This is a genomic window from Shewanella sp. VK101, assembly GCF_056497865.1.
In genome coordinates, this window is sequence record NZ_CM151402.1 from 3,105,970 (window position 1) to 3,128,400 (window position 22,431).

A 22,431-nucleotide genomic window follows, 5' to 3' on the forward strand; every position below is an offset into this window, starting at 1 on the left:
TGGAAAGCCTGCCAATCTGCGCGGCTCATGAAAGCAGGATTAATCAATTTTGGACGAACAAAGATGAAAATTGGTGAACTGGCACAGAAAACCGGCCTGGCTCCCTCGCGGATCCGCTTCTATGAACGTATTGGGCTACTGAAAACCGTCAACCGTAAAGCCAATGGTTATCGCAGCTATCCTCCCGAGACCGTGATACTTCTGGATATGATAGCCACAGGCCAACAAGCCGGTTTCAGCCTGGATGAGCTCAAGGCTCTGCTGCCGAGCGAACTCGGTCAATGGGACCACCAGCAACTGCTTGGCTCTCTGCACAGGAAGATAGCCGATCTGGAGGAGATTGAACGCAAAGTGGCCGCCAGCAAGGCCAAACTCTTGCAGGTTCTGGCCGAAATAGAAGCCAAGCCCGATGACCTGGACTGCAGCAGCAATGCCAAAAGAGTCATGTCCCAGTTGGGTTGGCAGATATTGCCCCGCAGCAGTGACAAAAAGTGATTTTCCCATTCTCCAGGCTATATCCAGCAGACACAGCAGAGCCTTGCGGCCAAACCACGCGCCGATTCCAGCAGCCAGCGGCTTTCAGGGCAGCCAGGTTAATCATAAAGACTCCCTCTTGACCTTAAACTTAACTTTAACCTTAGGATAGTCAGGGTAAGAGCAAGTCCCGGCTAAACTGACGCTAAAAGCCCTGCTCTGGATCAGGGGCCAGAGCCCAATAGACCACGACTTGTTCGCACTATCCTTAACCTCACAACAAAAGGTAAGCTGAGTCATGCAAACAATACTGGGTGCCAATGGGCAGATAGGCAGAGAGCTGGCCTTGAGTCTCAAACGCGACTTCACCGACACCATACGCTTGGTCAGCCGCAGACCACAAAAGGTCAATGACAGTGATGAGCTATTTCAAGCCGATCTCCGAGATCCTGAGCAAACACTGAAGGCGGTAGCAGGTTCAGAAATTGTCTATTTTACCGCGGGGTTACCTCTGGATACCCAGATTTGGCTTGAGCAATGGCCTGACATGATGCGGAATGTTATCAACGCCTGCAGTGCCCAAGGCGCCAAGTTGGTGTATTTCGATAACACTTATATGTACCCGCAAACCTCAGTGCCTCAAAGTGAAGATACACCTTTTGTGCCCAACGGTCCCAAGGGGTTAGTCAGAGGCCAAATCACCCAGATGCTGCTGGATGCGATGCAACAGGGAAAGGTAACAGCCATGATCTGCCGCGCGCCTGAATTTTATGGCCCGGGTAAAACCCAGAGCTTTACCAATACCACCGTAATAGACAGACTGATAGTGGCCAAAAGTGCCAAGGTGCTGCTGAATGACAAGGTTAAGCGCAGCCTCATCTACACCCCGGATGCCAGCCGGGCGATGGCGCTGCTGGGTAATACCCCGGATGCCTATGGCCAAACCTGGCATCTTCCCTGCGACGATAACCGTTTGACCTACCGGGAGTTCATCTTTCTGGCGGCAAAGGTTTTCGGCACTCCGGCCAAGTATAAAGTGCTCAAAAGCTGGCAGCTGTGGCTGGGCGCCAAGTTCAACCAAAAGCTCAAAGATACCGCCGAACTCTTGCCGCGTTATAAGGTGGATAATCTCTTTGTGTCCGATAAATTCAAGGCATGCTTCCCGGACTTTCAAATCACCGGCTACGAACAGGGATTGCGTGAGATATTCCAGGAGCGAGTTTTCCAGGAGCAAAGCCACCGGGCGGCCAATCCTTAGCGGTCACTCAAGCAGCAACCGAATGCCTTGCCTCATGGCCAGACACAAGCAACTGATTACAAAATCTTTTTGGAGCAGAACCATGACAGACACAGGTTCAAACAAGCAGGGAAACTGGATGATTTACGGTGCCTACGGTTACACGGGTGAACTTATCGCCCGGGAAGCCGCACATCGAGGATTGCGCCCAGTACTCGCCGGGCGCAACCGTGAAAAGACCCGGGCACTGGCCAAGGAGTTGCGGCTCGAGTCAGCTGTGTTCGACTTGGATGATATCCCACGCCATATAGGTGACATGAGCTTGGTACTCAACTGCGCCGGGCCTTTTTCGGCAACGGCTGGGCCCATGATGCAAGCCTGCTTGGCTGCCAAGGTGCACTACTTGGATATTACAGGGGAAATTGCGGTGTTCGAGCTGGCGCAATCACTCAAGCAGCAAGCCCAAGACACCGGGATTGTTATCTGTCCGGGTGTCGGTTTCGACGTGATCCCCACAGACTGTCTCGCCGCAACCCTGAAAAGTGCCTTGCCCGATGCCAACCACTTATCACTCGGTTTTGACTCTCGCTCGGGCTTATCTCCCGGCACAGCCAAAACCTCGGTTGAAGGCCTGGCCCAGGGCGGCAAGGTACGTAAACAGGGGAAAATCATCTCTGTGCCGCTTGCCTATGAGGTGAGAAACATAGATTTCGGCGATGGTGAGAAACCGGCCATGACAATTCCCTGGGGCGATGTGGCAACCGCTTTCTACACCACAGGGATCCCCAACATAGAGGTCTTTATCCCAGGCTCGGCCAAAATGATAGCCAACACCAAACGGGCCAACTACATCAGATCCTTGTTGAAATTCCGCTGGCTGCAGAAACTGCTCAAGGCACATATAGGCAAGACGGTGACAGGGCCCGATGGAGCAGCAAGGGCAAAGTTGCCGACCTTTGTCTGGGGTGAAGTCAGTAATGCGCAAGGGGAGCGGCGCACAGCGCGGATAAAAACCGCCAATGGTTATAGTCTGACGGTTTTTGGCTCGCTGGCGGTTGTGGATTATCTGCTGCAGCATAATCATGATGGCGGCAGTTATACGCCATCACAACTCATGGGCGCCGACTTGATAACTCGATTACCGCACTCGGGTGAGCTGCAGCTGATTTAGGCTTTCAATTCAACCTACGCTTCTCAGCCAAAGATTTCCCGGCACACTGTGGCCGCCTGGCTTAAACCCCAGGCGCTGCGCCAGGACTTCGTCTCCCGGAAGCACCTCCAGCATCAGTTGCCGCTTAGGCGCTCCCAAAAGCGATAATCGCTCAATAACCGTCTCCAACAAAAAGCTGCCGAGTCCAAGATGGCGAAATTCGGGCAACACCAGAAAGTCCTGCAACCGATAGTGCTCCTGTTCCTGACTGGGTTCAGCTGCTGAGCCGCTGCGCACCAAAGCCAAGGCCACCAGTTGTCCCTCCTGCAGGTTTTCCCCGCCGGACCTTTCCCTGATACATAATGACAGCAGCGGCTTGGCAGGCAAACAACTGTCATCCAGTCCATGCACCGGCAGTCCTGCCCTGTCCCGGAGCAACAAGAGTTCGTGGGTTGCCAGACAATACTCCATCACTTCAAAGCGACTGGTCTGGTTGAGTACATGGCCCATAAATGCCTCCTTGCATAAATACTGATGGTCGAAACGCCTGGGTATCCCCTGCCAATACACCAACATGGCAGAGTACTGTGGCAAGCAGATGACAGTTGCAACAACCTGGGTGACAAGATAGAGCAGAAAAAAGCCGGCACCCCAAACGACTTAAAGGCACACCAAGAGTCTGATTAATGGACCAATCGACAAAGATCACATTTATTTATACTTTTTAGGTCTAATAAAAATATTTTTTATTCCTACAAACGGTATCTACTGCGTCATAAAAGAAGCTCTGCTGAAACCTACCCTGTGGCAATGCAGATTTAACAAATAAATGACGCGGAAACATTTTTTAACAGCATAATTTTATTGATAATTTCCTACGTCACCTCCCCTCACCGGCAACACTGCCATTATTACGGCAACCCAAGGGACAACGCCAAAAACATGACGCGGCAAAAACAATAAAAACCAATAAAAATCATTAAGTTGACCAAGAACAATTTAGCTTTTACATTTGTTTTACCGTTCACTGTTCACCTCCGTCAGCAACAACTTTTCGGAGTGCAGAAAAGCAGCGACACGGCAAACATCAGGTTGGGAACACTCCCGAACCAAGGAAAGTTGTAAGCCATTAGGGAAAGAGCAAATAACTTAATAACAGGCTTTCAGAGGGCAAGACAATGATCATACTCGTTGGCGGTGAAAAGGGGGGCAGCGGCAAGAGCTGCCTGGCACAAAACATTGCCGTTTTTCTCACGGTGGAATGTGGCGCATCGGTGATCATGGTGGATTGCGACCCTCAGCGAACCACCTCTGATTGGATCCAGGCCCGCAACAACGACGGCAAGCTAGCCGGGATCAACTGTGTTCAACTCTATGGCAAAATCCGCAACGATCTGTTGAGCCTGGAGCAACACTACGATTATGTGATAGTCGATTGCGGCGGCCAGGACAACCTGGCGCTGCGTGCCACCATGTCAGTGGCCTCCCATGTGCTCATGCCCCTCAGGCCCAAGCGCCGCGATCTTAAAACCGTCAGCCATATGGACGACATAGTCGCTACCTGCATGATGATAAACCCCAAGATGCGCGCCTCTTTTGTCATCACCCAGTGCCCTAACCTGCCCAATCAGGCCAGCCGTATTCTAGAGGCCAAGGAAGTCTGCAAAACCTACGATATCAATGTGCTGGACGCCATTACCTACAGCCGTAACATCTATGATGACAGCGAAGAGTCCGGCCGCTCGGTAATTGAATTTGAGCCGAAGGGCAAGGCCGCCGCCGAGATCCGTGCCATCGCCTGCGAAATGCTGCAGGCACAGAATGCCACTGAGATCCGCAGCCGCCTGATGACCAACCAACTCAACAGCATGAGGACTCAGTATGGGACTGGCCGATCTGAAGAAAAACGTTACGCCATCTGAGGTCGATGCCCGTAAGCGTATGTTGGCCATGCAATCCCTGGATGAGTTTATCGACGGTGCCATCTATTACGCCATGGGGCAAACACAGCAATCGGCGGCAACTATGCCGGTTGAGCAGCGGTATTCCAATACAACTTCCGCCAAGCAGGAAGCCACTCAGCAAAAGCTGATACCCAAACGCCGCCACGAACCTTTTCGCAAGGCAACTTTCACCCTGAGTGAAGCGGCCATCAGCCACCTGGCCGAAATGGCCAGCGACTGTGATATTGCCAAGTCACGCTTGATACGTTTGCTTATCAAGCATCATCACAGCCTGACACCGCAAGAGCGCCGCGAGTTGGAGCAGAAGTTTATGCCGGACTGATTCCTTTCCCTTGAAATGTGTGGACTGTTTGACACTCCCACCCTTTGCTGACAGCCAATAACAGGTTTCAACCTCTTTGCTGTCAGCTTTTTTTTGCTTGTTTTTCATGCGCCGAGCTTGAGTTATTCCCACTGAGCCCCCACAGATCTGATTAGACTCTTTAGCCATGGAGCCGGATCATGCTGGCCATTCTGATCACCCTTGCCGCCGGCGCCAGCGCCATAGGTTGGATCCTCAGCCAATCCTGGCGGGATCGCAGACGCAGAGACAAGATACGCGCCAAGCCTTTCCCCAAGGAATGGCGCACTATTTTGAAAAAACGTATGCCCTATTTCCGTTCCCTGCCCAGTGACTTGCAGCTGCAACTCAAGAAACACATCCAGGTGTTTCTGGCGGAAAAGCAGTTTGTCGGTTGCGACGGGTTGGAGATAGATGATGAAATCCGTCTGACCATAGCCGCGCAGGCCTGTCTCTTGTTACTCAATCGCCAAACCGACTATTACCCTAACCTGAGACAAATTCTGGTGTACCCATCGGCCTTTATTGTTCGCCAGCAGCAGCGGGATGCCAATGGCCTGGAATGGCACAGCCAAAGGTTATTGGCGGGAGAATCCTGGGGTCAGGGAAAGGTCGTCCTTTCCTGGCAAAATACCCTGGATGACGCCGCCGATCCGGCAGACGGCCGGAATGTCGTGATCCATGAATTCGCCCATCAACTGGATCAGGAAGCAGGCGATGCCAATGGCGCTCCCAGACTCGGCGAGTTCAACGCCTACCCTGTGTGGTCGCAGGTGCTTGGCCGAGAGTTTGCCAAACTGCAGGCTCAGGCCGCCAGTGGTGAGCCCAGCCTATTCAGTTACTACGGCGCCACCAATCCGGCCGAGTTCTTTGCCGTAATAAGCGAGGTGTTCTTCGAACAGCCGCAGCAGATGAGAGCCGATTATCCGGCACTCTACCAGGAGCTGAGCCGCTTCTATCGTCTCGATCCCCTGAGTTGGCACTAGGCCAGCTTTCAACTGCATAACGGCATGCCTGCAAACAGAAAACCCATTTGGCTCACATCTTGTGCATAATTGGGGTAAGCTGGGGCCAACAATAAAAATTTATAAGAGGAAACATTATGTTGCACCTTAAGCCTCTGTTGCTGACTACAGCGCTGCTACTACCGATTTACGGCCATTCAGCCTTGGCAAATAGCCTGGAAGCCGGCAATCAAAACGGCCAGGAGCAAAGTGGCCAGCTCGATGATAGCCAAGCTCAGGCCGCTTCGGTATTGGATAAGCTGCACCAAAGTGCTGCCAATGCCGACTGGGACAGCTACTTTAGCCTCTTCAGCCCCGATGCGGGGTTTATCGGTACAGATGCCAGTGAATACTGGAATATGGTTGAATTTGAGCAGTATGCCCGTGCCACCAAGGGCTGGACTTACCAAAGTTCCTCGCGCCGCCTGGTACAACACGGCGATGTGATAGTGTTCGATGAACTACTGGACAGCCAGTCCTATGGGCTTGGACGGGGCACAGGCACGCTTGTCAAAACCGAACAAGGCTGGCAAATACTGCAATACAGCCTGAGTTTCCCCATTCCCAACGCCCTGGCGCCCAGAATTACCGATCAGATAAAGCTGTATCGCAAAAAGCAGAAATCAGTGCCTGAAGGCAACTGAGAAACAGATGTTGGCCAACTGCACGAAGTGGCCAAAGCTGTCAAAATCTTCAGGATGAATGTCCCGGCCCGAACTGGCCTTGTCGGCGTAATAGACGCCTATTACCTTATTGTCCACTTTCAGCGGTGCCAGCATAAAACCACTGGCGGGGACTTTTCTCGCCAGCTGTTCTCCTAATACGGCTTTGTCGGCCCCCTCGCCCTGCCAGGCCAGTTTCTGATTTTCAATACAATCCCTCAGCAAGGTGCCGCGGCCTTCCAGCTCGAGAATAAAGTCGTTTTTCATCTCCTCGGCGCCGTCCCCCAGCGCGATTCTCGGTTGCAACATACGCCTACTCGGTGACAGCAAGAGCACGGCGCAGCGGTCAAGACCAATACCCTCGAGTATCCCCTCCAATGCCGTGGTCACGACCTTATTAAAATCAGTCTTCTCGACCGCATAGCCGGTCAGCTCTCTGAGTTTTTTCAGCTGGAACGCAAGATTTGCCTCGCGCACTACAACCTCAGCTACCCTCTCCTGGGGCAGCAACTGATCTGTGTCCGGCAGATACTCGATAAGCACCTTGGCACCATAGGCTTCGGCCAACTTGGCGGTAGCGTTGGAGCAGCGAAGGACCCGGCCACGAAACTCATCTGTATCCAGCTTGAGCATATCGGCGGCTTGTTTAAGGCGCCGCTCCAGCTCCTCGGGTTTGAGTGCGGCGCCGGCCAGCGCTTCGCTGAGTTTATTGGCCAGAAAAATACTGCGAATTTCCGGCGTGCGTTCATCGGGATTGCTGAGCGACTTGCACAAGAGTTCACCCAGGCCCCAACTGCGGGCCAGCCCCTGGCTGAGCTGATTGAATGAAGCCCCGAGCGCCTCACGCACCAGATTGAGCCTGTTTACGGCATCACTTTCGGCGCTGAGGGCAGAATCCAGCTCCTCGGCCAGTTCGGCTCCCGTGCTCCAAAAGGCACTCTCACCCAAGTGATAGAGCAGCGCGGCAATAAACGCCTCTTCCTGCAACTCCTCATCGTAGCCATCGAGCATCATCTTGGCCAACATGGCGGCCTGAAACGCCTGAGCCATCAGCTTAAGCAACCTTTGATAAACCGAGGGCGCCAGATTTTTGCTTTCCAGCAAACTGGAGAGGAGTTTGGCGGTAATGCAGATATTGCGGATGGTGTCGAACCCCAGTACCACGGCAGCGCGGCTGACCGTTGTAACAGGGCTTATCCCCTTGTTATAGATGGCGCTGTTGGCCACCCGCAAAATACGGGAAGTGAGCGCATTGTCGTGCATTATGCTGCGCCCCAGAATCGCCATGGAGGACACATCGTCCTTGGCGAGTTTTTCCAATGTCCTTATTGTTGAGCAAAGTGCGGGCATTTCCTGATCACTGATCCTGCGGGTCCAGTAATCCACCCCCTTGTTGGCTGATTTCAAATACGACTCAACTCTTTCAGGTATTGGCCCAGCGGTGGGCTTGAGAATGGAACTCTTGTTATGAATAAAGCACAAACTTCAAAGAAATAACACAATTACAACAAAAAAAGGCGACTCAATGAGTCGCCAAAACACAAGCAACAAGGCTCAAATGACTGGGAAGTCACAAATTACCCCCGAAAATGGCGTAGGTTCATTTCCGGGGAAGTGGCGCCCGAGGACGCCAACACAGGGGATTAAAACTGCTCTTCTTCGGTCGAACCACTCAGAGCCGTGACAGAGGACTGGCCGCCCTGGATAACATTGGTCACCTGATCAAAGTAACCTGTACCCACTTCCTGCTGATGCGCCACAAAAGTGTATCCCTTCTGCGCGGCAGCGAATTCGGCTTCCTGAACCTTCTCAACATAGTGCTTCATGCCTTCGCCGCGGGCATAGTCGTAGGCGAGATCGAACATGTTGTACCACATGTTGTGAATACCGGCCAAAGTGATGAACTGGTACTTGTAGCCCATGTTGGCAAGCTCCTGCTGGAACTTGGCAATAGTGGCGTCATCCAGGTTCTTCTTCCAGTTGAACGAAGGTGAACAGTTGTAGGCCAACAGTTGATCCGGATACTGGGCATGGATGGCTTCGGCAAAGCGGCGCGCCTCTTCCAGATCCGGCTTGGCAGTTTCACACCAGATAAGGTCGGCATAAGGTGCGTAGGCAAGCCCGCGGGAAATGGCTTGATCCAAACCTGCCTTCACCCGGTAGAAACCTTCCTGGGTACGCTCTCCGGTGATGAAGTCGCGATCATAGGGGTCGCAGTCTGAGGTCAACAGATCAGCGGCGTTGGCATCGGTACGGGCAATCACCAGAGTATCCACTCCGGATACGTCGGCTGCCAGACGGGCCGCCACCAGCTTCTGTACCGCTTCCTGAGTCGGCACCAAAACCTTGCCGCCCATGTGACCACACTTTTTCACCGAGGCCAGTTGATCTTCGAAGTGCACCCCGGCGGCGCCGGCATCTATCATGGACTTCATCAACTCATAGGCGTTCAGCACGCCACCGAATCCGGCTTCAGCATCGGCCACAATCGGCAGGAAGTAATCGACATAACCCTCATCTTCCGGGTTTTTGCCCTGATTCCACTGGATCTGATCGGCGCGGCGGAAAGAGTTATTGATCCGTCCCACCACGGCAGGCACAGAGTTGGCCGGATAGAGTGACTGATCCGGATACATGGTGCCCGCCAGGTTGGCATCGGCCGCCACCTGCCAGCCTGAAAGGTAGATGGCCTCGATACCCGCCTTGGCCTGCTGCACGGCCTGACCGCCGGTCAAAGCGCCGAGAGAGTTAACATAGCCCTTCTTCGCGCCGCCATTAACCAGCTCCCACAACTTGGCTGCACCGCGCTTGGCGATAGTGTTTTCAGGAACCACTGAACCGCGCAATGCCACAACTTCTTCTGCGGTAAATGGACGGCGAACGCCCTGCCAACGTGGATTTTCAGCCCAATCCTTTTTCAAAGCTTCTATCTGCGCCTGACGTGAATTCTGTGTTGCCTTGGTCATTTTGACTCTCCTTCGTAGGGTAATTTGGCAGCCACCCAGCCCCCGCGGGCAGCAGCCGTTAATGGTTATGGGGTTATCGGGTAAGCAGCTCGTAGCCCGGCAAGGTCAGGAAGGTCACCAGCTCATCGGCTGTGGTGATCTCTTCCAATAAGCTTGCCGCCTGCTTGAATTGGCCGTTATCGAAACGCTCGCTGCCGAGCTCTTCACGTACATTGGCCAACTCTTCTTTCAACATGGCGCTGAACAGTGCCTTGGTCACCGGCTTGCCGTTGGAAAGCTTTTGCCCGTGCTGGATCCATTGCCAGATAGAGGCGCGGCTGATTTCCGCTGTGGCTGCGTCTTCCATCAAGCCATAGATGGGTACACAACCATTGCCGCCAATCCAGGCTTCTATGTACTGCAGCGCAATACGAATATTGAGTCGCATCCCCTCTTCGGTGCGCTCACCATCACAGGGTTTGAGCAGCTCGGCCGCCAGGATGGGTGCGTCCACGTCGCGGGTGATATGCAGCTGGTTGGCGTGCTCTTCACCTATATATTCGTTGAAAATCCCCATGGCGGTATCAGCCAGGCCAGGGTGTGCCACCCAGGTACCGTCATGGCCGTTTCGGGCCTCAAGCTCTTTGTCCTTGCGAACCCGCTCCAGCACCTGGGCATTGGTTTGCGGATCCTTGGCAGGAATAAAGGCCGCCATGCCGCCCATCGCCAGAGCGCCGCGCTTGTGGCAGGTTTTGATCAGCAGGCGTGAATAGGCGCTGAGAAACGGCTTATCCATGGTCACTTGCTGGCGGTCCGGCAAAATACGATCGGGATGCTTCTTCAAGGTTTTGATATAGCTGAAAATGTAATCCCAACGGCCACAATTGAGCGCCACTATGTTGGAGCGCAGCTCATAGAGGATCTCCTCCATCTCAAACACGGCCGGCAGAGTTTCAATCAGACAGGTGCACTTAATGGCACCGCTCTGCAGGCAGAAACGCTCTTCGGCGAAGGCAAACACCTTGGCCCACCAGCGCGCCTCAAGATGGCTCTCGAGCTTGGGAATATAGAAGTAAGGTCCACTGCCCTTGGCAAGCAGTTGGCGATAGTTATGATAAAAGTACAAAGCAAAGTCGAATAAGCAGCCGGGAATAGGCTTACCGTTGAATTCGACATGCGCCTCCGGCAGGTGCAGCCCCCGCACCCTGGCAATCAATACCGCGGGGTTAGCCTGCAATTGATAGTGTTTGCCGGTTTCCGGCGCGGTGAAATCAATTTCACCGCGGACGGCGTCACGCAGGTTGATTTGGCCCTCGACCACCTTTTGCCAGCTGGGTGCCAGCGAATCTTCGAAGTCGGCCATAAAAACTTTTACATTGGCGTTGAGCGCATTGATGATCATCTTGCGATCCACAGGCCCGGTGATCTCGACCCGTCTATCTTTAAGATCCGCCGGTATACCGCGAATTTGCCAATCACCATCTCGAATGGCTCGGGTTTGCGGTAAAAAGTCCGGCAACTCGCCGCCGTCTATCCGCTGCTGACGTTGCTCACGCTTTTCCAGCAAGCTGGTCACTTCCGGAGCAAACTCCCGACACAGAGCCTCGAGGAAGTTGAGCGCACCTTCAGTAAAAAGGCTCTGCTGCTGTGGTATTTCGGCCCCCTTAATACTGAGCCCTTGCTGTGCGACTGTCTCTGCTATCATGCTGCTGTCTCCCTGGAAGGCAGATAAGGCTGCCAAACCCTGCAAATGTTCGTTTCGTACTAAAACCTATCGATAAACATTTGTATTTGCAACAGTCGGCATGTCGAAAAAATCGTCAAAAACTAGGCTTTAACTTGACTCAAAATTGGTATGACCAAGCCAAAAACCAAGGCGCAACTGATTGTTTTTACAATAAAAAACATTAAACCACAAAGACTCATGCTGCAGGTTACAGAAAAATGTCAGACAACTTGACCACACAAACGCCAAAGTAATTTATTACGTAACTAAATAACAAGAAGGAAGAATTAATTTCCACAAAATATCATTAAAACTTAGGTCTAATCCGCGAATATCCGTTTCGAACTCTCGTCAGGGTCAACTTCAAATAACCAACAAAAATAAATAGTTAACAATAATGCAACTGTGATGAGTATTAAACGAGCGTTTAATTATAACCTTTACGTAAAGGTTAGAATTAAATGTGATCGAGATCCGTTTTTCACGACTTGCGTATAGTGATCAACACAGGCCGACTCTTTGGTCAGCAGCAATAAAAAAACGATTTTTTTTAAATTTTTTTCAAAAACTTGCCTATTTTGCTCCCGAAACAGGATCCAAGTGACTTAGTCAAAAAATATCCATTCGGTTGACACAGTTTGAAACTTTTGTTGCAAGACAAATAAAAACCATTATCATTCGCACCCTACTTTAGAGGGGGATGATCTCAAATGCAGCAATCCGCAATATCTCTGGCGGTGACGGCTTGCCTGTCGCTGACCATGGCACAGGCCGCACAGGCAAACGAAGCGACTCAGTCACAACAGGTATCACAGGATGTGGAACGCATTACCGTTTATGGCAAACAAAACAAGGTGGTAATGAATTCAGGGCTGGCGACAAAATCAGATATGTCGCTGATGGAAACCCCGGCGGCTTTGGTGGTGATAGATAAAGAGCTGTTTGCCGCCCAGGGGGCCGACTCTCTGCAGGATCTGGTGCGTAACATCAGTGGTGTTACCCAAGCCGGCAACAACTACGGGATAGGTGATAACCTGGTGATCCGTGGCCTGGACGCCAACTACACTTATGACGGCATGTACGGCGGCGCAGGACTCGGCAACACTTTTAATCCCACTCGCTCCATGACCAATGTGGAAGCGGTTGAGGTGCTCAAAGGCCCGGCGACCGGGCTCTATGGTATGGGCAGCGCCGGCGGGATCATCAACCTTATTGAAAAGAAACCTCAATTTCAGGACAGCACAGAAGTCAGCGCCGAAGTGGGCTCCTGGAACAGTTACAGCCTGGGGCTCGACTCAACCGGAGGCTTGAGCGACACCCTGGCCTATCGCCTGGTGGCCAAACATGCCCGTAGCGATGGCTATCGTGATATCGGCAGCGACAGAGATGAAGTCTATACCTCGTTGAAAATTCTGCCTTCAAACTCTCAAGATCTGGTGCTGTCGGCCGCTTGGATTAAAGACTCTGTGCAAGTAGACTCTGTAGGCCACCCGATACGTATCTACAACGCTGCCTCTACCGGTGGCCTGAGCGGCGCACAAGTCAGCTGGCAAGATTTGGTTAACGACCCCAATGGCGCCGGCATTCAACTGACCGAGGCGCAGCGGCAACAACTGGCTGACTCCCTGGTGGCGAGCGATGGAATCGAACCCTTCGACATAGGCGATACCAGCCTGGCTTCTCCCATCAGCAGGCCCAATGAAGGCGAAGAGTGGCGCTTCAAGCTGAACCACAACATCGCCCTCAGTGACAATCTGCAGCTCAATCAGCAGTTGCAGTATAGAGACTACCAGTCCGGGTTCATCCGCCAGACTGGCGCATATAACTATGTTTACTGGAAACGCAAGGTCAAATCCGTAGACGTGATCAATGCCGATCCCCGTGCGCCACTGGTGATTGATGATGTCCTGTATCCTTATGCCGCCAGAAGACAGGAATACCGCAAGGTAGATGCCCACGAGAAATCCTGGCAGTACTTTGCCGATATGCGCTACAACTTCAGCCTGGCAGGCATAGACAGTGAGCTGTTGCTGAATGCCAATCTGGAAGACAGAGATATCGCCTACAAGAGCTGGGCACTGTACGACAAAGATGGCGGCGGTGAACTGCCTTATATTCTGGATATCCGCAATCCCAACTGGGGTGACAAAGCCTTTGAGGACTACAACCCGGATCTCAAGGACAACTACAACAAACAAGTCCGCGCCTGGGGTCTGGGCATGCAGTATGTGGGTTACCTGAGTGAAACCTTTACTGCCAGGGTGGGTGTAGCGTTCAATGAGATTGAGCAGAAGTACAGTCATCTGGGCACTCCTAAAAAAGATCCGACCCCGGAGCAGGACACCAAAGATCACGGCATTACCTACAACCTGGGGTTAACTTATATGCCGACGGATAATCTGTCCTTCTTCGTCAATCATGCCAAAGGACGCACGGCCTACAGCGTGCTCGGTGCCGTAACGGGTGCAGAGAGCGGCGGCGCGGCGGACAGGAAGGATTCTGAATCCCTGAGCTATGATCTCGGTATGCGCTTCAAGGGCTTTGATGATCAGCTGCTCGGCTCCTTGGTCCTGTTCCAGAGCGAGCGCACTAACCTGCGCTACGGTAACCCGGAATACAATGACAAAGAAGGTGCACCTGACTACAACATCTCAGTGCCCGAGTTCTTTTACGATGGCAAGGACAAGACCACAGGTGCCGAGCTGGATCTCAACGCTCACCTCAATGAAGAATGGTTGATAAACCTCAATGGTCTGTATCAGGATGCACGCAACAAGAATGACCCCAACTCCAGCAGCTACAACAGCCGCCAGAAAGGGGTTCCTCAGGTCAGTGCCAGTGCCTGGGTCACTTACAACCATCAGTGGCAGGCGCTGCCGCAACCCTTGTCCGTCAGCTTTGGGGTTCGTTATGTCGACGAGCGCAGCACCAACTCGGATTCCTTCGGGATCCCGGATGGCAAAGTGCCCGCCTACACAGTTTGGGATTCGGCCATTGCCTACAAGGCCGATGACTGGAGTGTGCAGCTGAACCTCAATAACCTGTTCAACACCCGCTACTACGACAAGGCGATGTTCCTTGGCGGCATGCCGGGGGCCGAACGCAACGCCAAGTTGAGTGTCAGCTACCGCTTCTAAACCACAAAAGCGCGCCGATTGGCGCGCTTTTTGTCTCAGGGCAGAACCCTTACAGGCCCTTGTCTTTATCCGCCCGCATCAAAGACTCCAGCTCCGCCCTGCCCTTGTTGGACAAACGAATAAGCGCCTTGAGATCGTCCTTATGTTTGGCCCCGGCCTCAACCTGCGCCTTGTCATGCTCGGCAAATATCTTCACTCGCTCATTGGCCTGTACCTGACTCAGACCCAGCGTATGCAGCACACTCTCACTGGCACTGAGCGCCGAACCAAAGGTTTCCCGAAATACCGAAGTCACCCCCAGGCTCATCAAACGATAGGCATGGTTACGGTCACGAGCCCTGGCGACTACGGCCACATGGGGGAAGTGAGTCTTCACCTGAGTCACTATCTGCAGTGAGTCTTCCACATTATTAACCGCCACCAGGATCACCCGCGCCTTGGGCAAACCGGCCGAAAACAGCATATCGAGTCGCTTGGCATCACCAAAGTACACCTCACCACCAAACTGGCGCACCACATCCACGTGGCGGGCGTCTTTATCCAGCGCCACAAACGGGATCCCGGAGGATGCCAAAATACGGCCGGTTATCTGCCCCATGCGACCAAAACCGGCGATCACCACTTCACTGTCAGCCGCTTCTATCACATCCGGCAGACGGCTGGTTTCGGCCGGTTTACCGAGTTGCTTGAACAACTTAAGCAGATAAGGGGTTATCGCCATCGACAAACCTATAGCCAACACTAACATCTGGCTGATTTTTTCAGACAAGATCCCCGACAGCTGCGCCTGGGAAAGCAGGACAAAAGCAAATTCACCGCCTTCTGCCAGGATCAAACCCAGCACCATGGCACTGCGCCAGGTATGGTGCCTAAGCTTTCCAAGCAACATCAGCACCAAAGTCTTGACCGCCAACATGCCAAAGAGGATCCCCAACAACGCCAAAGGCTCCTTCAGTAGTAAGCCAAGATCCATGGTCATGCCTACGGCCATGAAAAACAGCCCCAACAGCAAACCCTTGAAAGGTTCAATATCGGTTTCAAGCTGATGGCGATAACCCGAGTTGGCCAGCATGATACCGGCCAAAAACGCCCCCATACCGGCCGACAGCCCGAGCCAGGCCATTAACGCCGCACTGCCCATCACAAGCAATAGCGAAAACGCCGTCAGCACTTCGCGCACCCCACTGGCCGCCACCAACTGCAATACTTTGGGAAGCAGATATTTACCCACCAGCAAAAATCCCAATAAAGCTACACAGGTCCAATACCAGGGTACGGCATGATGAGCCGGGTCGGCGCCGCTTGGCGACAGATAAGCAATCAGCAGCATCATGGGGATCACCGCCAGATCCTGCATCAGCAATACCCCAAAGGCATCACGCCCCACTGGTGTAGTGAGCAGTCGCTGCTCATTCATTAATTGCACCGCAAATGCTGTAGAAGACAGGGACAGAGCTGCACCGACAATGATAGCGGCTTCAATGGAAAGCCCGACACCGAATGCCAAAGCGCTGACCGCTGCCCAGGACAGCAGTAACTGACCACTGCCTAGGCCAAATATGGCACTGCGAAGTTCCCAGAGTTTGCCTGGGGTCAACTCCAGCCCCATGACAAACAGCATGAGGATCACCCCAAGCTCGGCAAAATGAAGCACAGCAGCCGGCTCGGAAACCACAGCAACACCGCCCGGTCCAAGCAATACTCCGGCGGCGAGGTAAGAAAGTATGGGGCCTATACCAAAGCGCTTGCCAAGTGGAACCAACACCACGGCAGCGAGCAAAAACATGAGCACAGAGGTAAAAATGCCGGCCTGTTCCATCGAGACTCCTTAACAAATAGCAATAGAAGGCTGTTGTTTGCCACACTTATATACAGGGATAAAAGGCATGGATGATCTAAATGGCCCAAAGCAAGTTTGACTCGGGCCTATCACGGGAGTTTCAGTATAGCCAGCTTTATAGGCCTTGATAACCGAAATTTTGAACCTATTTAAAAATAAGTCTTTTAAATACAAATGGTTTTCAATGATGCAGCAGGCTTATTGCAAGCCGGCAAAACGATTTCAAATTTCTTGGCAGTCTAACTGGAACCCATTTAACTGAAACGACTAAAATCAGCCGCCGCCCCCGCTAACTTATTCTATTTGCCGGGAGTTAATTTGAACCAAGACAACAATTTGGCAACAGAGAGACGAACCAAGTCACTTTTATGTTGTCGAAGCCTCAAGCGCCAAGTCAATAGCCCTTGTCAGCACGGGCTGGGCTTGGGTATTATGGCCGACAGTTTTTCATGAAGTAGCACATTCAATGTCAATTAAAAAGCAAAGTCTTACCCTGCTGAGCGTCAGTGCGCTCACCCTCTCACTCAGTGCCTGCAGTGTCTTTGACTGGCTGGTGTACAAGCCTGATATTCCACAGGGCAACTATATGGAGCCTCAGCAAGTGGAAAAGCTGCGCATCGACATGACCAAGGAACAGGTGGAATTTGTGCTTGGGCGTCCTGTACTGCGGGACAGCTTCAAGGATGATACCTGGTACTATGTATACCATTACAAGAGTGGTCGTGATGCCAGCATTACCCACAAAGAACTGATCCTGCACTTTAGCGGCGATCAATTGACCAAGGTCACTGGGGATTACGAACTAAGCAATGAATTCAATACCCCGCTGGAACAAAGTAGCCTGCCAATGGCCAACAGCCCTGAGCTAACGCCGCAGATCCCTCAGCAGCGCGGCGATGAAAAACCTTTGGTTGAAGAGCAGGATCCAACCAAGATGAACAAGCACGAACAGGACCGTAAGTAACGGCTTAGGCCTAAGCTTGAACCCAAGATCTTAAAAAAGCGCCAACAGGCGCTTTTTTAAGATCTTGGGTTCAGCAAAGTAACTCAGCTTATTTTGGCGCCGGTTACTTTATTTATCCGCCCTTCTTCCGCAGCCTTCTCGGCACGCTTACGGCGAACCTCTTTGGGGTCGGCAATCAAAGGACGATAGATTTCAATTCTCTGCCCGGGTTCAACTTCGTCATCATGTTTGACCTGACGACTGAAGGTTCCGAGTTTCACCGTTTCCAAGTCAATCTCAGGGAAAAAAGCCTGGATGTTACTCTGACGTACAGCCTCGATAAAACTGGTACCCGGCGTCACGGAAACACTGATCACCTTCTGTTGTGTCGGTAAAGCATAAATGACATCGACACTGAATTTTTCCTGTTCACTTGTCACTGTATACTTCCTTCGCCCTTTGAGTAAAAGCCGTAACCATAGAGGTAACCAGCTCTTTGAATACCTTGCCGAATGCCATACCCACCAAAGCGCTGGAGAACTCAAAATTCAACTCAAACTCCACCTTACATGCATCTTCGGCCAATTCGGTAAAATACCAATGACCGGTCAAATGCTTGAAAGGACCATTCTCCAGTTGCAGCTCAATACTCCTCCCCTCCACCACCTGATTACGTGTGGTAAAGGTCTTGCTGATCCCAGCCTTACTGATATCTACCGACGCCAGCATGGTTTTACCATCAAACTCCAACACCTTGCCGCCAACGCAACCAGGGAGAAACTCTTTATAAGACTCAACATCATTGACTAGCTGGTACATCTGCTTCGCACTGTAACGCACCAGAACACTGCGGGAAATCTGTGGCATCCGTTGGTTGATACTCTTGGCTGACTCAAAAACAGACCCGGATTTTAGCATGCCGGTCAAAAAACGCATCCTTTGTTCCATCGCAATGAGTCCTGCCTCTGTAAGCGCTCAAAAAGCCAGCAACAAAACCCTAAGCTACTGCCCACAACTCAAAATATTCTTCCAGGCCAATTCCAAATTGGCTGCTGCTGCGTATAATAGCCAGCCTATGGCTAAGAAGAATGCAAAAAAATCCGCAAACGCTCCGGCAACCATTGCCCGGAACAAGCGTGCGACCTTTGAATATCGCTTTGATGAAAAATTCGAAGCGGGTCTGTCCCTAATGGGATGGGAGGTCAAATCCATCCGCGCCGGCAAGGTGAATCTGTCGGAAAGCTTTGTCATGCTGAAAAATGGCGAAGCCTTCCTGCACAACTGTAATATCACCCCACTCAGCGCGGCATCCACTCATGTGGTCTGCGACCCAACCCGCATGCGTAAACTGCTGCTCAATCGCCGTGAGCTGGACCGTCTGGCCGGCTTGGTTGAAAGGCAGGGTTACGCCATAGTGCCCATCTCCATGTACTGGCGCAAAGGTGCCTGGGTCAAGGTTGAGATAGGCTTGGGTAAGGGCAAGAAAGCCCACGATAAGCGCGACGATATTAAACAACGTGACTGGGCTATCGAAAAAGCCCGGGTCATGAAGAGCAAGTAACTGATATTTGTTGTTATTTCGCACACCAATTGTACGGATAACCAGCAAGTGATTGTCCTTTGCTAATTAAAGCCTTGGTAAGCAGGTGGCAAAGAGGTTACAATCAACACATCACGGGGGCGATTCTGGATTCGACGGGATTCGCGAAACTCCGGGAGCATGCCGAGGGGCGGTTGGCCTCGTAAAAAGCCGCACAGTTATAGTTGCAAACGACGATAACTACGCTCTAGCAGCTTAAGGCCGCTAGCCATCTACCACAGGTCTCGCACATGGGCAGTGGATTTGATGGTCACCTTACATAGTGCTAGCGAGGGAACCTTGTCTGGGGGTGAACCGCGAAACAGTACCAGGCTCACCGTTTGGAATCCTGTCTTTCGGAGTTCAACCGGTTAAACAAAAGAGAGACTAAGCATGTAGCGCCTTGAGCGTAGGTTTTTCGGACGCGGGTTCAAGTCCCGCCGCCTCCACCAATTCAAAGTAAAAAGACGTCTTCGGACGTCTTTTTTATTGCCTAAAAAACAAAAAAATCAACGGCTTGCGTACAACAACGTATCAAATGGTCTCACTGAATCTCACAGCTTTAGTATCCCAAACGGTATTCCAAGGTGATTTGACTTACTCTTGGAATACCATGATTATAAATCATCCAACTTGAGGCTATCGGGGGTAAATATGGCCACCAGCACAACTCGTCTCACCAACACCCAAATCAAGAATCAAAAGCCAGGCCCTAAGGACATTGTCTTATCTGATGGTGGAGGGTTACAACTACGAGTCAGAACTAACGGCTCTAAGCTTTGGAACTTCAACTATTATCATCCCATCACCAAAAAGCGGGTTAATATAGGTATTGGTCCCTACCCTGAAATTTGTCTAGCGAAAGCGCGCGAGTTAGTTTTGGAATACCGACAACTAGTAGCAACAGGTGTAGACCCAAAAGAAAAACGCGAACAAGAATCACTCAAAAACAAACAAGAAACTATGTACACGCTGAGGAATGTTGCAGCTGAATGGTTAGAGATTAAAAAGCACGAAGTAACAGAAGATCATGCCACTAAAACTTGGCGCTCATTAGAGAGACATGTTTTCCCTGAATTTGGTAACTCCCCACTCACTAAAATCACTGCTCCAAACGTCATAAAGCTATTTCGACCAATAGAAGCTTCAGGCAGTTTAGAGACCATTAAACGCCTGAGTCAGCGGCTAAATGAAATTATGAACCATAGTGTCAACTCCGGTTACATCGTAGCGAATCCGTTAGTAAAAATTCATACTGCATTTAAGAAGCCCAAAAAAGAGAACATGGCTACCCTAGCCCCATCAGAGCTCCCCGAACTCATGCGCTCGCTTTCCCAAGCTTCCATTAAACGTGTAACACGCTGTCTTATAGAGTGGCAGTTACACACTATGACACGTCCCTCTGAAGCCGCCACGGCACGCTGGGATGAATTAGATTTGGAGAAGCTAACTTGGACAATACCTGCAGAGAAAATGAAAAAGCGTCGAGTGCACGTTATTCCGCTTACCCAACAGATGCTCGGCATACTCGAAGCCATCAAGCCAATAAGTGGCCACAGAGAATTTATATTTCCATCAGATAGAGATCCAAAAACTCACTGCAATACGCAGACAGCTAATATGGCCTTAAAACGTATGGGATATGGTGGAAGACTTGTTAGCCATGGTCTTCGCTCCTTAGCAAGCACCATTCTCAATGAAGAAGGGTTTGAATCTGACCTCATCGAATCAGCGTTATCACATGTCGATGCCAATTCAGTACGGGCGGCATATAACCGCTCCGACTTCCTGGAGCGGCGACGTCCCATGATGAACTGGTGGAGTGAGTACATTGAGACAGCTGCTGATGGAAATTTATCCGTCGCATCAACACGATAATGTTTCAATAAATTCATTAGATGTACTAGATCTGACAGTTACCCGGTTTTTGGGTGCCGTTGTCAGTTTAGTTTTGAGCTAATACATTTTAGTGTACTAAGCCCCTTTTCCTATTCAATTCGTTTACTATTCTTCGCTCGATTTGGACTGCAGGCCAAATGATATACTCTTCGACAGACGTCAATTCAGTATCCTTGAGCGGGTATTCTTGACCACCTTTCCATAGATACCGACTCTCTCTTGGTCCCATCAAAAAACTTATTTTACTGTAGTTTGAATCTTTTTCTTTATCATAGTCAGTCGTCCCAATAAACCTCCACCGTTTTTTCTTTATACCTTCCCCTGCTAAGGCAACAGGATCAAAAAGTCGAGGTCGGCTAATAATATCTGCCACTTGAGAATCCAATCTAGAGCAAAAATCAAATACTTCCATCAGGATTCCACTTCCGCCTCGGTCTTCTATGATCCTAGCGAAATAAAACTCCATTCCCTCCTTAGAAAAGTCAAAACGTGAAAAATTCTTAATCGCACTAACATCATTCAAAAACAAGGGTATCGAGAAAACATCACCGGAATTTAAAATCATCTTTTATCTCTTTATAACGACATCAAAGAAACCCATCAAAGTCATGGCCTTAAACTCTGGGAAAGATCAATGCAAAAACTAAACCGTCTTAGCAAAGATGTATCGGCTATACATTTACTTCAGCTCTTTAACCAAGGTTAATGCCAACTGACCAACTTAGTGAGTAATAAGCTTGTATTTTATTGGCACTCTACTCCTTTTTGCAGGTTAAGAGTGCCACTCAAATAGATCTCTTCGCTTTTTAAACTAAATATTTGGTCTTTTCATGCTCAATTTACTATCCCTGGCAGAACTTCTCTCAAAAGTTCTAACTCCTTTTTGTTTGCTTTAATCCAAAGTTTTTTCAAGTTTGGCATCGAAGACAAGACCTCTACTGTGTTTTCAGCCTTCATCACACTAGTTTCAATTAGATACAATGCAAAAACATTTTCATTTCTATGCAACGCCTCAATACTAGATAATTGTGGGTTACCACTGAGATCTAAAACTCTTACACTGTCGAGCGTTGAAATGATAGAGCCAAAATCTAACTTTGGGCATTTATTTAAAGAGACGTAACTTAAACCCTGAGTGTTCCCGATAATTTCAGAGAGTTTACTCGCATGGGATATACTTAATGATTCTGTTGAATCTGAGCACAAACTTATTGACTCTAATGAACGAACAATGGAGCAGTTTAATGAAATTGCAGCATCTGCTTTTATGTTTTTCACTCTAGAATTGAATATGTTAACATGTTTAACCCCGCTAACCAATTCAGATTCTTCATTTTGTTCTAAATAACCTTTGCGAATGAATGCCCTTATAGCTTTCCAATCATCTTGCAGCCATTCAGAGTTATAAACATAGTCCAATATTGGCAATATGGAGTCGACGGTAGGTAATGAATTCTCCCACCTCTGCCACTCTGATACACTTTCTGGTGCTAACTTTATATATTGCTTAAAAGATGAAATATCCATAATA

The 22,431-nt window shown here is 50.7% G+C and carries 20 protein-coding genes and 1 other RNA gene; 12 read left to right on the plus strand and 9 right to left on the minus strand.

All coding sequences use genetic code 11. The features are described 5' to 3' along the window. Nucleotides 1–63 precede the first annotated feature (63 nt). The 3 genes from ACSHSR_RS13890 to ACSHSR_RS13900 all read left to right on the plus strand — a co-directional run bounded on the left by ACSHSR_RS13890 (nucleotide 64) and on the right by ACSHSR_RS13900 (nucleotide 2,882). A complete protein-coding gene (locus ACSHSR_RS13890; RefSeq protein ID WP_144166419.1) occupies nucleotides 64–495 on the plus strand; it encodes a MerR family transcriptional regulator in 432 nt (143 codons plus the stop codon). A gap of 277 nt (nucleotides 496–772) precedes the next feature. Then, complete coding sequence (locus ACSHSR_RS13895; protein ID WP_144166420.1) at nucleotides 773–1,732, plus strand: NAD-dependent epimerase/dehydratase family protein; 960 nt, start codon at nucleotides 773–775, stop codon at nucleotides 1,730–1,732. Between the two features lie 82 nt (nucleotides 1,733–1,814). Beyond that, nucleotides 1,815–2,882, plus strand: a complete 1,068-nt coding sequence (locus tag ACSHSR_RS13900) for a saccharopine dehydrogenase family protein (protein WP_144166421.1) — start codon at nucleotides 1,815–1,817, stop codon at nucleotides 2,880–2,882. 9 nt (nucleotides 2,883–2,891) lie between these two features. Here the strand turns inward: ACSHSR_RS13900 and ACSHSR_RS13905 are convergent, their stop codons facing one another. Further along, the gene (locus tag ACSHSR_RS13905) at nucleotides 2,892–3,371 is read right to left on the minus strand and encodes a GNAT family N-acetyltransferase (protein WP_181382299.1); all 480 of its coding nucleotides are present in this window, start codon (nucleotides 3,369–3,371) and stop codon (nucleotides 2,892–2,894) included. 668 nt (nucleotides 3,372–4,039) lie between these two features. Here ACSHSR_RS13905 and ACSHSR_RS13910 point away from each other — a divergent pair. The 4 genes from ACSHSR_RS13910 (at nucleotide 4,040) to ACSHSR_RS13925 (ending at nucleotide 6,813) form a co-directional block, all read left to right on the plus strand. Then, the gene (locus ACSHSR_RS13910; RefSeq protein ID WP_208221540.1) at nucleotides 4,040–4,783 is read left to right on the plus strand and encodes an AAA family ATPase; all 744 of its coding nucleotides are present in this window, start codon (nucleotides 4,040–4,042) and stop codon (nucleotides 4,781–4,783) included. Then, a complete protein-coding gene (locus ACSHSR_RS13915; RefSeq protein ID WP_208124448.1) occupies nucleotides 4,743–5,147 on the plus strand; it encodes a CopG family transcriptional regulator in 405 nt (134 codons plus the stop codon). The genes ACSHSR_RS13910 and ACSHSR_RS13915 overlap by 41 nt, the downstream gene beginning before the upstream one ends. Before the next feature lie 179 nt (nucleotides 5,148–5,326). Further along, complete coding sequence (locus ACSHSR_RS13920) at nucleotides 5,327–6,151, plus strand: M90 family metallopeptidase (protein WP_025009748.1); 825 nt, start codon at nucleotides 5,327–5,329, stop codon at nucleotides 6,149–6,151. 116 nt (nucleotides 6,152–6,267) lie between these two features. Further along, the gene (locus ACSHSR_RS13925; RefSeq protein ID WP_044734157.1) at nucleotides 6,268–6,813 is read left to right on the plus strand and encodes a nuclear transport factor 2 family protein; all 546 of its coding nucleotides are present in this window, start codon (nucleotides 6,268–6,270) and stop codon (nucleotides 6,811–6,813) included. Here the strand turns inward: ACSHSR_RS13925 and ACSHSR_RS13930 are convergent. The 3 genes from ACSHSR_RS13930 to aceB form a co-directional block, all read right to left on the minus strand. Continuing rightward, entirely contained in the window at nucleotides 6,793–8,181 is a 1,389-nt protein-coding gene (locus ACSHSR_RS13930; protein ID WP_479631525.1) for an HDOD domain-containing protein, read from the minus strand. The two genes, ACSHSR_RS13925 and ACSHSR_RS13930, sit on opposite strands and share 21 nt — an antisense overlap. 293 nt (nucleotides 8,182–8,474) lie before the next feature. After that, nucleotides 8,475–9,797 (minus strand): isocitrate lyase, encoded by a 1,323-nt coding sequence (gene aceA / locus ACSHSR_RS13935; protein WP_028779181.1) that lies wholly within the window; start codon nucleotides 9,795–9,797, stop codon nucleotides 8,475–8,477. A 73-nt stretch (nucleotides 9,798–9,870) separates the two neighbouring features. Then, nucleotides 9,871–11,481, minus strand: a complete 1,611-nt coding sequence (gene aceB / locus ACSHSR_RS13940; RefSeq protein WP_208134280.1) for a malate synthase A — start codon at nucleotides 11,479–11,481, stop codon at nucleotides 9,871–9,873. A 731-nt stretch (nucleotides 11,482–12,212) separates the two neighbouring features. On the opposite strand from aceB, the gene ACSHSR_RS13945 reads away from it, so the two are divergent. Further along, complete coding sequence (locus tag ACSHSR_RS13945) at nucleotides 12,213–14,639, plus strand: TonB-dependent receptor (protein ID WP_479630848.1); 2,427 nt, start codon at nucleotides 12,213–12,215, stop codon at nucleotides 14,637–14,639. Between the two features lie 49 nt (nucleotides 14,640–14,688). On the opposite strand, the gene ACSHSR_RS13950 is transcribed toward ACSHSR_RS13945, so the two are convergent. Next, the gene (locus ACSHSR_RS13950; RefSeq protein ID WP_479630849.1) at nucleotides 14,689–16,458 is read right to left on the minus strand and encodes a monovalent cation:proton antiporter-2 (CPA2) family protein; all 1,770 of its coding nucleotides are present in this window, start codon (nucleotides 16,456–16,458) and stop codon (nucleotides 14,689–14,691) included. Between the two features lie 487 nt (nucleotides 16,459–16,945). Here ACSHSR_RS13950 and ACSHSR_RS13955 point away from each other — a divergent pair, with 487 nt between their 5' ends. After that, nucleotides 16,946–17,443, plus strand: a complete 498-nt coding sequence (locus ACSHSR_RS13955) for an outer membrane protein assembly factor BamE (protein ID WP_101052923.1) — start codon at nucleotides 16,946–16,948, stop codon at nucleotides 17,441–17,443. Nucleotides 17,444–17,526: 83 nt separating this feature from the next. On the opposite strand, the gene ACSHSR_RS13960 is transcribed toward ACSHSR_RS13955, so the two are convergent. Together ACSHSR_RS13960 and ACSHSR_RS13965 are read right to left on the minus strand one after the other, a co-directional pair. Continuing rightward, complete coding sequence (locus ACSHSR_RS13960) at nucleotides 17,527–17,862, minus strand: RnfH family protein (protein ID WP_479630850.1); 336 nt, start codon at nucleotides 17,860–17,862, stop codon at nucleotides 17,527–17,529. Then, the gene (locus ACSHSR_RS13965; RefSeq protein ID WP_479631526.1) at nucleotides 17,852–18,289 is read right to left on the minus strand and encodes an SRPBCC family protein; all 438 of its coding nucleotides are present in this window, start codon (nucleotides 18,287–18,289) and stop codon (nucleotides 17,852–17,854) included. Before ACSHSR_RS13965 ends, ACSHSR_RS13960 begins: the two co-directional genes overlap by 11 nt. Nucleotides 18,290–18,497: 208 nt before the next feature. On the opposite strand from ACSHSR_RS13965, the gene smpB reads away from it, so the two are divergent. The 3 genes from smpB (at nucleotide 18,498) to ACSHSR_RS13980 (ending at nucleotide 20,879) form a co-directional block, all read left to right on the plus strand. Continuing rightward, nucleotides 18,498–18,983: an SsrA-binding protein SmpB gene (smpB, locus tag ACSHSR_RS13970; protein ID WP_025009743.1), complete on the plus strand. Its 486-nt coding sequence runs from the start codon at nucleotides 18,498–18,500 to the stop codon at nucleotides 18,981–18,983. A 115-nt stretch (nucleotides 18,984–19,098) separates the two neighbouring features. Next, nucleotides 19,099–19,453: a transfer-messenger RNA gene (ssrA, locus tag ACSHSR_RS13975) on the plus strand. A 202-nt stretch (nucleotides 19,454–19,655) separates the two neighbouring features. Beyond that, a complete protein-coding gene (locus tag ACSHSR_RS13980) occupies nucleotides 19,656–20,879 on the plus strand; it encodes an integrase domain-containing protein (RefSeq protein WP_096141382.1) in 1,224 nt (407 codons plus the stop codon). Nucleotides 20,880–20,967: 88 nt separating this feature from the next. Here ACSHSR_RS13980 and ACSHSR_RS13985 read toward each other — a convergent pair whose 3' ends face one another. Further along, the gene (locus ACSHSR_RS13985; protein WP_317058432.1) at nucleotides 20,968–21,465 is read right to left on the minus strand and encodes an Imm26 family immunity protein; all 498 of its coding nucleotides are present in this window, start codon (nucleotides 21,463–21,465) and stop codon (nucleotides 20,968–20,970) included. A gap of 269 nt (nucleotides 21,466–21,734) precedes the next feature. After that, nucleotides 21,735–22,427: a leucine-rich repeat domain-containing protein gene (locus ACSHSR_RS13990; RefSeq protein ID WP_096141383.1), complete on the minus strand. Its 693-nt coding sequence runs from the start codon at nucleotides 22,425–22,427 to the stop codon at nucleotides 21,735–21,737. Between the last annotated feature and the right edge of the window lie 4 nt (nucleotides 22,428–22,431).

What these genes read in the sequence shown, in the direction of transcription:
- ACSHSR_RS13925 (WP_044734157.1), top strand. Translation starts at nt 6,268, where the DNA reads ATGTTGCACCTTAAGCCTCTGTTGCTGACTACAGCGCTGCTACTACCG.
- ACSHSR_RS13985 (WP_317058432.1), bottom strand. Translation starts at nt 21,465, where the DNA reads ATGATTTTAAATTCCGGTGATGTTTTCTCGATACCCTTGTTTTTGAAT.
- smpB (WP_025009743.1), top strand. Translation starts at nt 18,498, where the DNA reads ATGGCTAAGAAGAATGCAAAAAAATCCGCAAACGCTCCGGCAACCATT.
- ACSHSR_RS13980 (WP_096141382.1), top strand. Translation starts at nt 19,656, where the DNA reads ATGGCCACCAGCACAACTCGTCTCACCAACACCCAAATCAAGAATCAA.
- ACSHSR_RS13965 (WP_479631526.1), bottom strand. Translation starts at nt 18,289, where the DNA reads ATGCCACAGATTTCCCGCAGTGTTCTGGTGCGTTACAGTGCGAAGCAG.
- ACSHSR_RS13905 (WP_181382299.1), bottom strand. Translation starts at nt 3,371, where the DNA reads ATGGGCCATGTACTCAACCAGACCAGTCGCTTTGAAGTGATGGAGTAT.
- ACSHSR_RS13890 (WP_144166419.1), top strand. Translation starts at nt 64, where the DNA reads ATGAAAATTGGTGAACTGGCACAGAAAACCGGCCTGGCTCCCTCGCGG.
- ACSHSR_RS13950 (WP_479630849.1), bottom strand. Translation starts at nt 16,458, where the DNA reads ATGGAACAGGCCGGCATTTTTACCTCTGTGCTCATGTTTTTGCTCGCT.
- ACSHSR_RS13990 (WP_096141383.1), bottom strand. Translation starts at nt 22,427, where the DNA reads ATGGATATTTCATCTTTTAAGCAATATATAAAGTTAGCACCAGAAAGT.
- aceA (WP_028779181.1), bottom strand. Translation starts at nt 9,797, where the DNA reads ATGACCAAGGCAACACAGAATTCACGTCAGGCGCAGATAGAAGCTTTG.
- ACSHSR_RS13900 (WP_144166421.1), top strand. Translation starts at nt 1,815, where the DNA reads ATGACAGACACAGGTTCAAACAAGCAGGGAAACTGGATGATTTACGGT.
- ACSHSR_RS13945 (WP_479630848.1), top strand. Translation starts at nt 12,213, where the DNA reads ATGCAGCAATCCGCAATATCTCTGGCGGTGACGGCTTGCCTGTCGCTG.
- aceB (WP_208134280.1), bottom strand. Translation starts at nt 11,481, where the DNA reads ATGATAGCAGAGACAGTCGCACAGCAAGGGCTCAGTATTAAGGGGGCC.
- ACSHSR_RS13955 (WP_101052923.1), top strand. Translation starts at nt 16,946, where the DNA reads ATGTCAATTAAAAAGCAAAGTCTTACCCTGCTGAGCGTCAGTGCGCTC.
- ACSHSR_RS13920 (WP_025009748.1), top strand. Translation starts at nt 5,327, where the DNA reads ATGCTGGCCATTCTGATCACCCTTGCCGCCGGCGCCAGCGCCATAGGT.
- ACSHSR_RS13930 (WP_479631525.1), bottom strand. Translation starts at nt 8,181, where the DNA reads ATGCCCGCACTTTGCTCAACAATAAGGACATTGGAAAAACTCGCCAAG.
- ACSHSR_RS13895 (WP_144166420.1), top strand. Translation starts at nt 773, where the DNA reads ATGCAAACAATACTGGGTGCCAATGGGCAGATAGGCAGAGAGCTGGCC.
- ACSHSR_RS13910 (WP_208221540.1), top strand. Translation starts at nt 4,040, where the DNA reads ATGATCATACTCGTTGGCGGTGAAAAGGGGGGCAGCGGCAAGAGCTGC.
- ACSHSR_RS13915 (WP_208124448.1), top strand. Translation starts at nt 4,743, where the DNA reads ATGGGACTGGCCGATCTGAAGAAAAACGTTACGCCATCTGAGGTCGAT.